The sequence below is a fragment of the Psychrobacillus sp. FSL K6-1415 genome, from assembly GCF_038003185.1.
In the GTDB taxonomy this organism is placed as follows: domain Bacteria; phylum Bacillota; class Bacilli; order Bacillales_A; family Planococcaceae; genus Psychrobacillus; species Psychrobacillus psychrodurans.
The window spans coordinates 624,521-639,125 of sequence record NZ_JBBOOQ010000001.1 but is presented as its reverse complement, the minus strand read 5'-3'; the positions used below and the strand labels follow the sequence as shown (position 1 = coordinate 639,125).

Sequence of the window (14,605 nt, the reverse complement as noted above, 5' to 3'; positions counted from 1 at the left end):
CCTCCTTATTCACCCTTATTGTATCAAAAAAAGGCGATATTTTTGCAAAAAGAGACTGTATTTATTAAAGTTCATCCTTTTGACGGAGAGGTATTATATTATATGTGTCGGAGGTGTCAAGCTCACGACAAGGTCACCTGGACTTGCACTGAGCTCCATTTTGGTCGTAAAGAACTTTAAGGTGCCATCTGCTCGAAGGATATAGAGCAGAGTCGAGTCTTTAGCGCGAGCATCAAGGTATTGGTTGTAATCATACTGCTCTGTAATATTAGTCTTACGAATGACAAAACCTTTTAGCACAAGTTCCGTTAAATCATAAATATTCGCGGAGCTATTGAATAGTATTTTACCTCCAATAGATGGATGGTACTCACTTTCTGAAACATTGCTAGAAGCAGTTTGATATAGTGCATCTCGTCCCAACTCCACTACAAAGTTTGAGCAGATCAATGCATTATAAGCATCCATTTCTGTAGCGGCAATCATTTTAGGAAAAGGAGCCAAATCTAAGGAATACTCTGTTTGCTCGGACAATATATCCCCTGCATAAGTTGGTACTCCTAGTTTCCTTGCATATCTTAGTTGTTCCCATGAATTATCCACTACTAGTACATCCATTTTCTCGTTAAGCAATGAAAGAGCGAGCTCTGCAGTGAAAGCATTTCCACCAACAATTAGTACACCTGGTTTTTCTGTGGCAACAAGCTTGAGTTTTTTAGCAACCCATCCAATGGAAAATCCGTGGAAAATTACGGTTGCAAATACGAGTGCAAAAGTTAAGGCTGTAAGCATTTCTGCATCCTCATACCCGCTTTCTTGTAACACAGTAGCAAAATATCCGGAAACAGTGAGTGCCACTATCCCACGAGGTGCAATCCAACCGATTAATATTTTTTCATTGTTCATTAGGTCAGTCCCAATGGTCGATAACCATATTGATAAAGGGCGAACGATAAACAACATGGCTAATACAAATAGTACGATTTGCGGATTGAAAATTTCCAATAAGATACTCGGGTCTAAGGACGCTGTTAACATTACAAAAATACTAGAAACAAGTAACACAGATATGTTTTCTTTGAAATGTCTCATATCGTTGATGGATGCAATATGCATATTTGCCATCGTAATCCCCATCGCAGTTACAGCAAGTAAACCTGTTTCATGCATTATTACATCTGAGAAAACAAAAACTAATAGCACAACAGCAAACACGACAGGCGCTTTTAAATACTCTGGAATCTGACCTTTTTCAAACATTTTCCCTAATACCCAGCCGAATAACCAACCTAATCCCCCGGCAAAAATAGAACCTGTAAAGAAAAGTAAAAACGATGTGAATGACTCATCGCCATTTATAAACTTAATAGCTTCAAATGCAAATACAGCTAGTAATGCACCAAACGGATCTACTACAATTCCTTCCCATTTTAGAATTGCGGCTGTTCTGGATTTCAACTTTGCTTGTCTAAGTAATGGCAAAATAACCGTTGGACCAGTCACGATAAATAGCCCACCGATAACAAATGCAACAGCAACTGATAGCCCAGCAATATAATGCGCAGCAAGAGAGCCTGCGATCCAGGCTATGAAAGCTCCAAGCGTTACAATACGGGTAAGTGGCTTGCTAAAGCTTCGTACTTCACGGAAATCTAAATTTAAACTTCCTTCAAATAAAATAATAGCTACTGCTAAAGAAATAAGAGGGCTAAACAATTCCCCCAAGCTCTCTTGAGGGTTGACCAAACCCAAAATAGGTCCTATTAATAGTCCTACGATTGACATTAATACAATTGCAGGCATTCTTATCCGCCATGCTAACCACTGCGAAAATATTCCTACTACTACAACAAACATCAAAACAAATAACATCGAGTCAAACATAGCTTCTCCCCTTACTTATTGACTTTTTCCGGATCTACAAAAATATCTTCTCGCTTTTCCCAATTGAATAATTCTTCTCGTGAAATCGGCTGTTCCTCTATATCCTCTAAGGGTTTAGCGTTTAAAATATCTAATGGTCTATAGATTGTTACATCATTCTTAGTATTATGTATTGAGAAATGGTACATAGCAAAAGCCAATTGTTTCCCTTCAATGGACCGCATTCTTCTTAAAGGTCCTATTAATATAGGGTTTAAAAGTTGAAAAATACCTTCAGATAGGCGCTCTGCTAGGCGAAACTCGCCTCGGTCACCTGTTAGCAAGGATGGTTTATAAATGAAAAGATGTGGTAGCTCCATTTCCATTAACGCCTCCTCCATCCGACCCTTCACCTGACTATAGAAGAAAGGGGACTTTTTATTGGACCCAACCGCTGAGATAACATGAAAATTTGGGATCCCACGTTTTTTGGCTAAAGAAGCAATTCGTAATGGGTATTCTAAATCTACTTTCTCAAAGTTCTTTTTTGATTTAGCTTTTTTCATTGTAGTGCCCAGACAGCAAAATAGGTCATCCGCAATATCTAAATCATTTTCCCCTAATTTATCAAAATCCTTTACTTGAATGTCTAGTTTGGCATGTTTATAAGAAAAATCTCTTCTGACGATGACTGAAACCGCAGCATACTCTTCACTTTCACATAGTTGTTTTACTAAAAACTGTCCAGTAAAACCCGTAGCACCTACTACTATAGCTACCCTTTTAGCCATTTTACTCTCCCCCTTGTCATAAGCACCTGTCCATTTCCATACACTAAAGAGATAACCTTTGGAAAGGAAGATGTAATTTGAAACTAGCTTATTTATTGAATACATTACCACACCGTGGACTTTATCCTGCAGACCGTGCAGTAGCATTACTTTCTACTTTAAAACCAACTAACTTTGAAATTTTTGTGCTTAGCTCTAATACAAGCCTCATTCAATATTTAAAAAAACTACAGATTAAACCTCTTTTGTATAGAAATAATTCTCACCTGATAGAGGAAATGAGAGCTTTTAATCCAACTTGCATTATGCATGATGGGGGAAATTCGGAAAAAGATCTTATTCGCCGTTTAAAAGTGTTGGATAGTACACTTATACACTTGGACGACCATGGAGATGGTGGGGCTTTAGCTGATTTGGTTATTCAAGCGTTGTATGAAAATCCTAAGGACGTAACGAAAGAGTGCTATGTATTTGGTCCGATTGGATATATTCCAACCAAACAAATTGTCTATAAAAATAATAACACGATACAGGATCCCCCGCATATAATCGTATCTTTCCCTCATGAAGATCCCGAAAATTTAACTTACCGAACTTTAAGGCATCTTGTACAGCTTCATATTCCACTTCAGATTAGCGTGTTAGTGGATGAGCATTACAAGCATGACATACTTGAACTAAAACGTTTTGCACTTACTCGTAAATCGATACAAATTATTTCTACATCGGAACCTGATACATTCATTTCTAATAGTGATATTGTTATAACTTCTGGATCATATATGCCATTCCTAGTGGCACAATTTCAAATACCTTGCATTGTTCTTTGTGCTCATGAAGAAGAAGTTAACTACGCATTCCCACAGGAAGGACATGGCTTCGCAAATCTAGGACTTGGTAGGAAGATAAAACAATCTTATCTACAAAACGCAGTAATGGAAATTATCTTACATGATAATAGAAGAAATGCCTATATACAAAAACAGAAACGATTTGATTTTAGTAATAACTTAGTAGAATTGGTAAAACTAATTGAACAAACAATTGCAAGTTCAAAAGAGGAACAAGAAATAGTACGCTAAGTCCATTTTTATGCTACAATAAATGCAAAATGCTGAAGGTGATCGATGATGACAAAATCACAGCTACAATCAGAAATTGCAGAGCTAAAATTGGACTATATTAACTTGCAAGGTGATATGGAAAAATTAGAATCAAATGGCCATCCTACTCAAGTTGAAAATGCTGAACGTAGACTAGCAAAAATGGAAGAAAAACTTGCAGAACTAAACAAACAGCTCGCGGACTTATCATAAGCCGCAGAGCTTTCTTTTTGGAGGAAATAAAAACATGAGCTTATTAGTAGAAAATTTAGGACATACATTCGGTGATCGTACGTTATTCAAGGAAGTTTCATTTCGCTTAGTCGAAGGTGAGCATGTAGGACTTGTAGGTGCAAACGGTGTTGGTAAATCAACATTGATGAATATTTTAACAGGAGAAATCATTCATGACGAAGGTCGAGTAGAATGGTTACCAAACACACATTATGGATATTTAGATCAGCATACACGTCTACAATCTGGACGCTCTATGTTTGATACGCTTCGTGATGCATTTTTACCTCTTTATAAAAAAGAAGAAGAGTTAAATGTAATAATCGGTAAAATGGGCGATGCAACACCTGATGAGCTAGAAGTATTATTAGAGCAAATGGCAGAAATTCAAGATGCTTTAGATGCTGGCGATTTTTATTCATTAGATATGAAGGTAGAGGAAGTTGCTCGCGGTCTTGGATTGGATGCTATTGGACTGGACCGTCCAGTAGAAGCACTTTCTGGCGGTCAGCGTACTAAGGTTTTACTTGCAAAGCTATTATTAGAAAAGCCTAAAGTATTGCTGCTTGATGAGCCTACCAACTATTTAGACGAAGAGCATGTAAACTGGCTTTCCAACTATTTGAAAAACTATCCGCACGCATTCTTATTGATTTCCCATGATACAGAGTTCATGAATGGAATTGTCGATGTTATTTTTCACTTGGAATTTTCTAAACTTACACGATACACTGCATCGTATGAAAAGTTCTTAGAACTTGCCGAGCTGAATAAAAGACAACATATCGATGCTTATGAGAAGCAGCAGGATTTTATAAAGAAACAAGAAGATTTTATCGCCAAAAATAAAGCACGATACTCCACAACAGGACGAGCAAAATCTCGTCAAAAACAGTTGGATCGAATTGAACGAATTGACCGCCCTGAAACGGCAGCCAAACCAGAATTTAGCTTCAAGGAATCTCGTAGCCCTAGTCGCTACGTTGTAGAAGCTGAGCACTTGGAAATCGGTTACGATTCAGCGTTACTACCACCATTGACGTTTACAATTGAACGTGGTGAAAAAATTGCACTTGTTGGAATGAACGGAATCGGGAAATCGACCTTACTAAAAACTATTCTCGGCAAAATACCGCCTGTAAATGGGACAGTAACACGTGGTGATTTCTTAACCCCTTGTTATTTCGAACAGGAAGTAAAACCTGGAAACATTACACCAATCGAAGCTATCTGGGAAACCTATCCAAGTATGGGCCAAGCCCAAGTGCGTGGTGCATTAGCCCGTACTGGCCTTAAGAGCGAACATATCTCCCGTCCCCTCTCTAGTTTAAGTGGTGGAGAGCAAGCAAAAGTTCGTCTGTGTAAGCTTATGATGGAAGAAACAAACTGGTTAATTTTCGATGAGCCCACAAATCACCTGGATATACATGCAAAAGAAGAATTGAAACGCGCAATGAAAGAATTCAAAGGTACAATTGTGCTAGTTAGCCATGAACCTGAGTTTTATGAAGACCTTGTAACGAAAGTATGGAACGTGGAAGAGTGGTTCTCTACTGGGAAAGAAGTTATTAAAGAATAATAAATACTCGAAGACCCTAAGTGTGTTTACACTAAGGGTCTTTTCCGCTTATTGAGTATCTATAGTATTTACTTCTATATGAAAAAGAGCCTCCCATCAAAATGGAGGCTCTTTACTCTTATGCTAGCACTAATGAATCTTTTGCAATTTCATCATTCATTATTAATTCTTTCAAACGTTGTTTGGCACGGAACAATCTAGACTTTACTGTACCAATTGACACTTTCATAACCTCTGCAATTTCGATTAGTGAAAATTGATGTACATAAAAATACATTACTGTTTTCTGATATATGCCATCCAATTCACTGACCTTGGATCGAATCATTTCACCAACGTCTTCTTTCTCTAATTGCTCTTCAACAGTTAAAACATCTGATGCGATTAAGTCCAGCAAAGAAATATCTAATTGCTCTGGCTGATTTGCTACGTATTTGCTGCGTCTTACTTGTTTGCGGTATCTATCACGAAATGTATTCATACAAATAGTCGTTAACCATGCTTTTACATGATCCACTTCTTTCATATAAGATTCGTATCGCACTACTTTAACCCAAACTTCTTGCATTAAGTCTTCAGCTTCTATTTGATTTTTAGTTAATTTCAAAGATAAATAATATATGTAACGGTTATATTCCTCATAAATTTCTTCTAATTGAACCTGCATGTTATTTTTCCTCCGCTCGGCTTTTCTTGTTAACTCTATAATGCCAAACTTAAACCTTACCCTCCATCGTATTCTCTTTCAGAAAAATTACAAAGGTGTAAGCCAAAATTTAGGAGGAAAAGAAATTAACTATGCACTATTACTTGTTTTATTAGTGTTTTCTTGTTCCACTTGTTTCTTACATACTTACATTATACTCACCTACAGGAAAGAAAAAGGCTGAAGGCAAACTAGAATGCCCATCTTTTTAAAACTAAAGACTGAGCTGTAAGAAAGGCTTAGATTTTTAAAAGTTCCCCTTATCCACCCTCACGAAATGTAAATCAGTACGCGGTAGTTAATTGTTTATGTTATTTGTACTCATGTGACAGTGCTGGGTATAACTTGTATTAAGAGGAATTGAACCTCGAGGTTACCCCGAAACCTCTGCCCGTTGTCCAACTTGACCCGTTGGAGGGTTTGCACTCGCCTTTACATTTCGCTACCAACTTTCGACTATTCAATTACATTTGTAAGCCAGTTAATTTCTTGAATTTTAGTATCCAACATGCGATGTTTCTGGGATAATTCATCCACATATTTCTGAGTTTCTTTCACATTGATTGTCGTGACAAATTTAATCTCTGTTCTAGAGTATCTATCCTGCTGCATCGCAGCTGCCTCCAATAAAGCACTGTATACTTTTCTTTCTTGACCAAGAAGATCACGTTCCGTTAAAGCGTCGGCAAGAGAATGATGATCATCAAAAGCAGTCTGTAAATTTGTTCGATTAATATTTTTAATTAGTTGTTTTAGATCACTAAATATTTGATTCAGTTCTTTTTTCAATTCATAGGGATCCTCGTTCGGAGATTCCCCTTCTTGTATTTTAGCATTTTGAAGTAGTCGATTTCTCAGCTGTTCAATACGCTTTTGATAATCGGATCTTACTATTAAAGCTTCTCCTAATTTCATGCTTATCCCCCCTATCTGAATCTATTCGCTTTATGTCGGAGTAAGTCCTCTTTTTAATTTGTAAAAAATAGAGCCTTACTTCGAATTACACACAAAAAAACAAGAGAAGTTTAATCCTCTTGTTTTTCGACCTCTGTTTCAGTTGCTTCTTCTCTTTTAGTGATAGTCAATTTAACAATACGGCTGCGATCCATTTCGTTGATCTCGACCATTAAATCATCATAGGCAAATTGCTCATGCTCTTCGGGTACATGCCCTAATTGATCTAAGACAAAGCCACCTATCGTTTCGTTTTCATTGACTATCGAAATATTGAATAACGAATTGACTTCTTCAATTTCCATTCTTCCTGCGCAGACTAAACGGTTTTCCGTCATCTCATGCACAAGAATTTCTTCGTCATCATCCGTTTCATCTTCTATTTCCTGTCCAATCATTTCTTCTATTAAATCTTCATGGGTAACGATTCCTAGAGTTCCACCATATTCATCTAATACAACAGCCATATGTTTTTTATGGGTCAGCATTAGTTTAAATACTTTTTCTACACTCAAGCTTTGTACAACAAATACTGGATCTTTATCGATAAACGTTTCCAGTCTTTTAGAAGTATCCATTGACCATTCGATAAACTTTTTCGAATAGAACATACCAACAATGGTATCTAAGCTATCGTCATAAACTGGATATCTTGTATAATGATGCTCCAGAATAGTATCTCGAACCTCTTCATATGTAGCTTCAATTGGGATACCTACTACCTCTGTTCTGTGTGTAGACAAAACATCGGAGACATCCTTATTTGGAAAATCTAGCATTCCTTTTATACGTTCTGATTCTTCATCTTCAAAAGTTCCATCCGTTGAAGCTAGATCAACCATGGAAAGTAACTCTTCTTTGCTAATCGTTGTTTCTGTTATAGCACCTTTTGAACCAATTCGAATAAATAAATTCGTGATTTCAGCTATAAACGCTGTAATCGGACGTAAAATGATGACAAGTAAACGTATTAGTGGAGAAACTACATACACAACCTTATCCGAAAACGTTGCAGCAATTGTTTTTGGAAGTACTTCACAAAAAATAATAATAAATACTGTTAAAATACTAATAGACCAACCAATATGCCATTCAAAATGTTCCGCAATCAATATTAAAATTACAGCCATACTTATATTAGCTATTGTATTTCCTACTAAAATAGTGATAATCATTCGGTCCGGCTTTGAGAGAAGAGCAAGTAGTTTCTCCGATTTTTTATCTCCCTGTTCCACCCTTAGCTGGACCTTCGTCCTATTAACTGTCATTAACGCTGTTTCACTACCTGATAGAAAAAGGGATACAAGTACTGAAATAGCAAAAAGTACAAATTCTATGTACAAAATCGTTGCCTCCTGTGAGTATTAATACGTTCATATGTTTTCTTATTACTATATCATATTGTGATTTTAGTTGTCACAAAACTAATACCAACCATTACTAAATACACCTAGTACATACAAAACTTATGCTATACTATTTCTATTCACGAAATTTTTTGAAAAGAGGGATTGTAATGAGTCATTTAACTACACTAGACCATTATTTCACAGAGAAAAGAGAAGATCACTTAGAAGAACTAAAACAGTTTTTACGTATCCCTAGTATTTCTTCATTATCCGAACATAAAGAAGATATGCAAAAGGGTGCACAGTGGCTCGCAGATTCTTTAACTAAATCAGGTTTGGACAATGTGGTAGTCGATAAAACTAGCGGCCATCCCGTTGTCTATGCCGATTGGTTACACGCTGAAGGTAAACCTACCATGCTTATATATGGACATTATGATGTTCAGCCAGTAGATCCCCTGAATCTTTGGGATAGCGAACCGTTTGAGCCCCAAGTACGAGACAATAAACTATATGCTCGTGGATCAAGCGATGATAAAGGACAAGTATTTATGCATGTAAAAGCTATAGAAGCACTTCTTCAAACAAATAAAACCTTACCTGTAAATGTTAAGTTTTTAATTGAAGGAGAAGAAGAAGTTGGTAGCCCCAACCTAGAAGAATATATTAATAATAATAAAGAAAAGCTTGCAGCTGACGTTATCGTAATTTCGGATACGGGTATGCAGGGTCCTGGACAGCCAGCAGTTTGCTACGGTTTGCGTGGGCTATGCGGTGTACAAATCGATGTAAAAGGTGCAAAAGGTGATCTTCATTCAGGTCTGTATGGTGGGGGAGTTCAAAACTCGATTCATGCATTAATTTCTATTTTGGAATCTTTCCGCGATGCTGAAGGTACAATTGAAGTAGAAGGTTTCTATGACAATGTCCGTGCTTTATCTACCGAAGAAAAAGAAGCTTATGCTTCCCTTGGCTTCGATGAAGACGAATTGAAGGCTGAAGTTGGTGTCGATGAATTATTCGGTGAAAAAGGCTACACTCACTTAGAGCGCGTCTGGGCACGCCCTACTTTAGAGATCAATGGTGTCTTCGGAGGTTTCTCTGGTGAAGGTATTAAAACAGTACTTCCAAGTGAAGCAGGTGCAAAAATTACTTGTCGACTAGTACCTGATCAAGATCCAGACGAAATTGTTGCTAAACTAAAAGCACATATTGAAAAGAACAAACCTGTTGGAGTAACTGTTACATTAACGGAATTCGATAAAGGTAAGCCGTTCATCACTCCTTTTGACCACCCTGCTATTCAAGCGGCTGGACGCAGTTACGAAAAAGTGTATAACGTTCCTACAGCATATACTCGGGGCGGAGGTTCTATTCCAATTGTTGCTGCATTTGACGAAATTCTTGGACTTCCAGTCGTATTAATGGGCTTTGGCTTGTCTTCAGAAAATTTCCATGCACCTAACGAACATTTCCATTTAGAAAACTTTGACCAAGGCCTACGTGTAATTGGGGACTACTATTTTGAACTAGCTGAGCTTTCGAAAGAAGATTTAAAGAAATAACTGTTTAAGACACATGGATTATCTAATCCATGTGCCTTTTTAACATAGGAGGATAGTATGGATACAGGAGTTAGTTTCATCTCACGCAAGCTAATTGCGACTTTTGTTACAACAATGCTTGTTGCTATGGTTATGAGCCTTCTTAATATAGATATGACTATTTATGAGCAAGGTAATCATTTTGTAGGCTGGACTTTCTTTTTCTCTTTGTACGTCGGGGCAGTAATTTTAGTATACGGAAATATTATTTCAGTTGGAGTAGAATTATTACAAAAAAAATATTTTATTCTTCACAGATGGCTATATGTAGGGATACTTGGGGTTTTTGGAGCATTATTCGGCATTGCTTATAAGGAAATGACCTTAGCTATTGCTGGTTTTTCAAGCGCAATCTTCTTCGCTCTTATAGATTTATGGTTGATAAAAAATAGTTATAAAACAAAGCAATTATTCTTCCTAATTCTCTCTCCTTTTCTTATCTTATTCTCTCTGTGGCTGTATTTACAAGTCATGTCCCCTCCTCTCCCCCCATTTACACAGGAAGACGCAGTTTCGTATGCAACTTCGGGTGAAGGTACGATGATTAGTGATTTCCCGAAAAAAGTGGGAACATGGACCGGAATCGTTGATAACTATGAGGTAAAAAGGGAAACAAGTGTAACTTCCATTAGTAATGAGGAATATGTAGTAACCTTTTCAGAAGAATGGAAAAGAGGATACATCTCAGGTAGATATTTTACTTCTTATATTGTAGATCGAAATTCTATGACAATTAAAGAATCAGAAGGTAATTATCCTCCATATTATGCAAAGCACCCAGCAAATAGTTATTCCCACTGAGAAGAATAAAAGTTGGTGTGTGATTTTTTTAAAAACGAATAGTTGTAAATAGTATTAGATAAATAAACGAATATTATAGAAAAAAAGACGGAAGCAATTAGCGCTAGCATAAGAAAAGCTTATCATCTAAGCGATATGCTTTGCCAAATACCTAGTAGAGCGATACTCCCTCTATTGATAAAAGTGACATGTGGCGACTCCAGCTGGATATGCTTCACTACATTTTTATATCTTTCTTTAAAAAAGCGAGTAAGAGACTAATGCCTCTCACCCGCTACTCTTTTAGTTAATCTTTTTTCTCAAATATCGTTACTAGGTCTTCTATACCTTTGCGATCTTTTGGTTTGGGCATTTCATCAAAGTATCCAACTTGAAGCATGCTTATTATGCGTTCACCTGGTTGAATTCCAAGGGCTTTACGAAACAATGGATTGTCTAAGTATCCTGGAGTTTTCCAGCAAGATCCAATACCTCGGTCCCAAGCTAATAACTGTATATTTTGTACAAGCATACTTGCTGCGGCATAATCTTCTAAACGTTCTTTTTGACGAGCATCCTCAGGAACAACGACAAATACATATCCTCCAGGAGTCGTAAATTTCTTCATTTGTTTTTCTAAATCCTCTTCCGAAAGCTCTTTCCATTTAGGAACTGCAAATTCTTTTAATACACTATATAAATCATCTAATTCTTTTCCACACGCCACGATAAATCTCCATGGTTGTCTTAATTGATGGTTCGGTGCCCATACCGCATCTTCCATAATAGATAATAGTTCTTCTCTATCTACAGGCTGTCCATTAAATAATTTAATAGATCTTCTTTGAATTATCGCATCGCGTACCGTTAGTGATTGCACCATTTAATATTCCAATCTCCCTTTTTACTATTTGAGTTATTTTCTCCATCATACCAATTTAGTCGTCTATAAGAAAGTGACTTGATTTTTTTCCGTTGTATTTGGATGCATTTAGAGTGTTATTCGATATTTTTTTCCTTGTCTGTGGTGTAAAATAAAATTTAAGATTCAAGGTCCTCCTCCTTTACTTTACATACATACCTGAGGTGATATTATGCTTTACTATTGGTTGTTCAGCTATATTTTTGGTAACTTTCTTTCTGCTTGGTGGATTGGTAAATGGAAAAAAATTGATTTAAGGAAAGAACGAAGTGGTAATTTGGGTGCAAGAAATGCTGGGGCTGTACTTGGGAAATCCGCATTTCTCCTTACATTTTTGGGTGATGCTTTAAAAGGTGTTCTTGTAATATATATTGGTTTCTATTTTCAGTACTCTTTGCAATTTATTGCCATTGGTGGAGTAGCAGTAATTTTGGGACATCTGTTTCCATTTTGGTTAAAGGGTAAGGGTGGTAAAGGAATTGCCACGTTTATCGGTGTATCGATAGTAATAGAGCCACTATTGTTTGGTATGCTTGTCATTTGTTTTATCATTTTGATAGCGTTGCTTAGGAGTGCGACCCTAAGTATGACCATATCATTTAGTGTATACGTTATTTTGTCTTGGATAATACCTACATTTGCTTCCCTGTGGCCGCTCTCTATTGCAATTCTCATTATTCTAGTTCGTCACCGATTCGATATCCTTGAATCATGGGATAAAAGATGGTGGAAAAAGACAATTTAATGTTATTGTTTTTATAATATTTTACTGATACAATGCACATATATTAAAGACTAGTACGATGTAATTACTATCTTTTAAATAATAAATAAGTTAGGATGTTCGAAAATGACTTTGAAAGAAATCGCGTGGTTAGTCGATAGCAGTGCATATATGAGCAATACATTAAAAAACCACCCAGATGTATACACTATCCCACTTAATATTCATTTTGGTTTAGAACAATTTGTAGATGGCATAGATCTAACACCCGAGCAACTGTATGATCGTATACGTAATGGAACAGAATCAATTAAAACCTCTCAGCCTTCTGCTGGTGAATTTTCAGTGTTGTATGAAAAGCTGAGTAAAGAATATGATTCTATCATAGCAATACACGTCTCTAAAAGTCTGAGTGGTACACTATCTTCGTCAATTAGTGGAGCTCAGGTTGCACAAGTCCAAGTAGAATTTATCGACTCACTTTCCTTATCAGCAGGTATTACAGGATTAGTTGAAAAAGGCTTGCAGTTACAAGAAGAGGGTCTATACTATGAGGACATTGCAGCTAAGTTACGAGAAATGACTTCGAAGTTTCGTAATTATATCTTAATAGGTAACTTAACTCAGCTGTATAAAGGCGGAAGGTTGAGCAGTGCTCAATTCTATTTAGGAAGCCTACTGAAAATAAAACCAATTATTCAAATTACCCCTCAAGGAGAGCTTAAGGAATTAGATAAAGTTCGATCTCATAAAAAGGCGCTCCAGTATCTTATTAATAAGGCGGTTGTAGCTGCAGACAAGGATGGTCTAAAGCATGTGTATATAATGCATGCAAACGCGGAGCAACAGGCAATTGACTTAAAAGAAGCAATTTTACAACAAGCACCGCATTTACAGTTCACTATCGGTGAAATAAGCACATCCCTTGCAGTACATGCCGGTGAGGATACAGTTGCCTTACTTTGGTATTTGTAATACCTATCAAAATTTCATTAATTTTTCAAGTCTAGTAAACAGACATTAAAAATTTCGCAATTAAGGACAATTTTTTATGGCATGTTCATCGTATTTACCGCTTGGTTTGTAGCTACATCTAGCTTCACGCGACCATCGTTTTGAGTAGCAGGACCTTTTCTTGTTTCAACAAAGCTTTTTCGGAAGAAATAATCATAAGCAACTCCGAAAACTATGAATAACAAGGAAATTCCTAAAATTATTGAGATGAGCAAAATTTTCAGCTCCTTTCAATCTATTGTTTGCAGTTATTATACTATAATTTGATTGAATTTTCAAATAATTATTATAATAAATACTTTTTAAAAGCTTGCTGGATTAATTTAATACACAACTAATCAAAACCCTTACTAAAATAACCTAAAAAAGACTTCCGAAGCGTTACTATCGGAAGTCTTTTTAATTTTAATCATCCCTATGATTCCTAATTTGTCATAAATCATCCTTAAAATTTATCTTTTATGTGGAAGAATATATACTTCGTTCTTGGTGTATGCGCATAAGAATCCTCGTAGCTCCAGTAACGATTACGGCTATTATTCGTATGTGCATTAACATAGGGAACTCCATCTTGGACACTTGTTACAATGGTAGAGTGATCGTACCTACCATCGCCTTGGAAATCATAAAAAATAAGATCACCTGGGATTAACTGATCAGGTGAATTAACTTGAGTTGCTTGAAGCCCCTTTGTCGATCCAGCCAAGTACCAGCGCAATGAATGAGGAGTGCTCCAGCTCAGACTCCATGTTTCATTACTTAACCACCACCCGCGCTCCCGATTTGGTTGCCCTCTCATAGGGGCCCCCCCAGCAAACAAGCATTGTGAAATGTAATTTGTACAGTCAACATCGAACATCGGAAATCTTGGGTTATAGCTATTCCACCACTTTTGTGCATAGGCTACTGCTGCCTCACGATTGTAAGTTGCCATTTTTCATCCTCCCTCTATTTTGTTTATATGATTAAACAGAAAATATAT

At 36.7% G+C, this 14,605-nt stretch carries 15 protein-coding genes; 7 read left to right on the top strand and 8 right to left on the bottom strand.

The window, feature by feature from the left end:
- Positions 1 to 93: 93 nt before the first annotated feature.
- Positions 94 to 1,884 (bottom strand): cation:proton antiporter, encoded by a 1,791-nt coding sequence (locus MKY60_RS03100; protein ID WP_093493702.1) that lies wholly within the window; start codon positions 1,882 to 1,884, stop codon positions 94 to 96.
- Between the two features lie 11 nt (positions 1,885 to 1,895).
- Positions 1,896 to 2,654: an NAD(P)H-binding protein gene (locus tag MKY60_RS03095; protein ID WP_340928532.1), complete on the bottom strand. Its 759-nt coding sequence runs from the start codon at positions 2,652 to 2,654 to the stop codon at positions 1,896 to 1,898.
- A 77-nt stretch (positions 2,655 to 2,731) separates the two neighbouring features.
- On the opposite strand from MKY60_RS03095, the gene MKY60_RS03090 reads away from it, so the two are divergent.
- Genes MKY60_RS03090 through MKY60_RS03080 form a run of 3 tightly spaced genes read left to right on the top strand, consistent with a single transcriptional unit; the run spans position 2,732 to position 5,570 of the window.
- Positions 2,732 to 3,736: a hypothetical protein gene (locus MKY60_RS03090; RefSeq protein ID WP_241595071.1), complete on the top strand. Its 1,005-nt coding sequence runs from the start codon at positions 2,732 to 2,734 to the stop codon at positions 3,734 to 3,736.
- Positions 3,737 to 3,781: 45 nt separating this feature from the next.
- Complete coding sequence (locus MKY60_RS03085) at positions 3,782 to 3,970, top strand: SE1832 family protein (protein ID WP_241595070.1); 189 nt, start codon at positions 3,782 to 3,784, stop codon at positions 3,968 to 3,970.
- 34 nt (positions 3,971 to 4,004) lie between these two features.
- Positions 4,005 to 5,570, top strand: a complete 1,566-nt coding sequence (locus tag MKY60_RS03080) for an ABC-F family ATP-binding cassette domain-containing protein (protein WP_093493697.1) — start codon at positions 4,005 to 4,007, stop codon at positions 5,568 to 5,570.
- Positions 5,571 to 5,688: 118 nt separating this feature from the next.
- Here MKY60_RS03080 and MKY60_RS03075 read toward each other — a convergent pair whose 3' ends face one another.
- The 3 genes from MKY60_RS03075 to MKY60_RS03065 all read right to left on the bottom strand — a co-directional run bounded on the left by MKY60_RS03075 (position 5,689) and on the right by MKY60_RS03065 (position 8,573).
- Positions 5,689 to 6,237 (bottom strand): RNA polymerase sigma factor, encoded by a 549-nt coding sequence (locus MKY60_RS03075; protein WP_090564627.1) that lies wholly within the window; start codon positions 6,235 to 6,237, stop codon positions 5,689 to 5,691.
- Positions 6,238 to 6,732: 495 nt separating this feature from the next.
- Entirely contained in the window at positions 6,733 to 7,191 is a 459-nt protein-coding gene (locus MKY60_RS03070) for a DIP1984 family protein (protein WP_093493695.1), read from the bottom strand.
- 110 nt (positions 7,192 to 7,301) lie between these two features.
- The gene (locus MKY60_RS03065; protein ID WP_245402331.1) at positions 7,302 to 8,573 is read right to left on the bottom strand and encodes a hemolysin family protein; all 1,272 of its coding nucleotides are present in this window, start codon (positions 8,571 to 8,573) and stop codon (positions 7,302 to 7,304) included.
- A 173-nt stretch (positions 8,574 to 8,746) separates the two neighbouring features.
- On the opposite strand from MKY60_RS03065, the gene MKY60_RS03060 reads away from it, so the two are divergent.
- Positions 8,747 to 10,144, top strand: coding sequence for a dipeptidase (locus tag MKY60_RS03060; protein WP_241595064.1), 1,398 nt, complete (start codon positions 8,747 to 8,749; stop codon positions 10,142 to 10,144).
- 57 nt (positions 10,145 to 10,201) lie between these two features.
- Positions 10,202 to 10,984 (top strand): hypothetical protein, encoded by a 783-nt coding sequence (locus tag MKY60_RS03055; RefSeq protein ID WP_340928527.1) that lies wholly within the window; start codon positions 10,202 to 10,204, stop codon positions 10,982 to 10,984.
- A 286-nt stretch (positions 10,985 to 11,270) separates the two neighbouring features.
- On the opposite strand, the gene MKY60_RS03050 is transcribed toward MKY60_RS03055, so the two are convergent.
- Entirely contained in the window at positions 11,271 to 11,846 is a 576-nt protein-coding gene (locus MKY60_RS03050; protein ID WP_090564635.1) for a nitroreductase family protein, read from the bottom strand.
- A gap of 211 nt (positions 11,847 to 12,057) precedes the next feature.
- Between MKY60_RS03050 and MKY60_RS03045 the strand changes: the two genes are divergently transcribed.
- Positions 12,058 to 12,630 carry a glycerol-3-phosphate acyltransferase gene (locus MKY60_RS03045; RefSeq protein ID WP_093493689.1) on the top strand — a complete coding sequence of 191 codons (573 nt, stop codon included), beginning with the start codon at positions 12,058 to 12,060 and terminating at the stop codon, positions 12,628 to 12,630.
- A 105-nt stretch (positions 12,631 to 12,735) separates the two neighbouring features.
- Entirely contained in the window at positions 12,736 to 13,584 is an 849-nt protein-coding gene (locus MKY60_RS03040; RefSeq protein ID WP_241595061.1) for a DegV family protein, read from the top strand.
- A gap of 74 nt (positions 13,585 to 13,658) precedes the next feature.
- Here MKY60_RS03040 and MKY60_RS03035 read toward each other — a convergent pair whose 3' ends face one another.
- Positions 13,659 to 13,838 (bottom strand): hypothetical protein, encoded by a 180-nt coding sequence (locus MKY60_RS03035; protein WP_090564641.1) that lies wholly within the window; start codon positions 13,836 to 13,838, stop codon positions 13,659 to 13,661.
- 230 nt (positions 13,839 to 14,068) lie between these two features.
- Positions 14,069 to 14,557 carry an amidase domain-containing protein gene (locus MKY60_RS03030; protein WP_090564643.1) on the bottom strand — a complete coding sequence of 163 codons (489 nt, stop codon included), beginning with the start codon at positions 14,555 to 14,557 and terminating at the stop codon, positions 14,069 to 14,071.
- Positions 14,558 to 14,605 lie beyond the last annotated feature (48 nt).

What these genes read in the sequence shown, in the direction of transcription:
- MKY60_RS03100 (WP_093493702.1), bottom strand. Translation starts at nt 1,884, where the DNA reads ATGTTTGACTCGATGTTATTTGTTTTGATGTTTGTTGTAGTAGTAGGA.
- MKY60_RS03095 (WP_340928532.1), bottom strand. Translation starts at nt 2,654, where the DNA reads ATGGCTAAAAGGGTAGCTATAGTAGTAGGTGCTACGGGTTTTACTGGA.
- MKY60_RS03085 (WP_241595070.1), top strand. Translation starts at nt 3,782, where the DNA reads ATGATGACAAAATCACAGCTACAATCAGAAATTGCAGAGCTAAAATTG.
- MKY60_RS03080 (WP_093493697.1), top strand. Translation starts at nt 4,005, where the DNA reads ATGAGCTTATTAGTAGAAAATTTAGGACATACATTCGGTGATCGTACG.
- MKY60_RS03075 (WP_090564627.1), bottom strand. Translation starts at nt 6,237, where the DNA reads ATGCAGGTTCAATTAGAAGAAATTTATGAGGAATATAACCGTTACATA.
- MKY60_RS03070 (WP_093493695.1), bottom strand. Translation starts at nt 7,191, where the DNA reads ATGAAATTAGGAGAAGCTTTAATAGTAAGATCCGATTATCAAAAGCGT.
- MKY60_RS03060 (WP_241595064.1), top strand. Translation starts at nt 8,747, where the DNA reads ATGAGTCATTTAACTACACTAGACCATTATTTCACAGAGAAAAGAGAA.
- MKY60_RS03055 (WP_340928527.1), top strand. Translation starts at nt 10,202, where the DNA reads ATGGATACAGGAGTTAGTTTCATCTCACGCAAGCTAATTGCGACTTTT.
- MKY60_RS03050 (WP_090564635.1), bottom strand. Translation starts at nt 11,846, where the DNA reads ATGGTGCAATCACTAACGGTACGCGATGCGATAATTCAAAGAAGATCT.
- MKY60_RS03045 (WP_093493689.1), top strand. Translation starts at nt 12,058, where the DNA reads ATGCTTTACTATTGGTTGTTCAGCTATATTTTTGGTAACTTTCTTTCT.
- MKY60_RS03040 (WP_241595061.1), top strand. Translation starts at nt 12,736, where the DNA reads ATGACTTTGAAAGAAATCGCGTGGTTAGTCGATAGCAGTGCATATATG.
- MKY60_RS03030 (WP_090564643.1), bottom strand. Translation starts at nt 14,557, where the DNA reads ATGGCAACTTACAATCGTGAGGCAGCAGTAGCCTATGCACAAAAGTGG.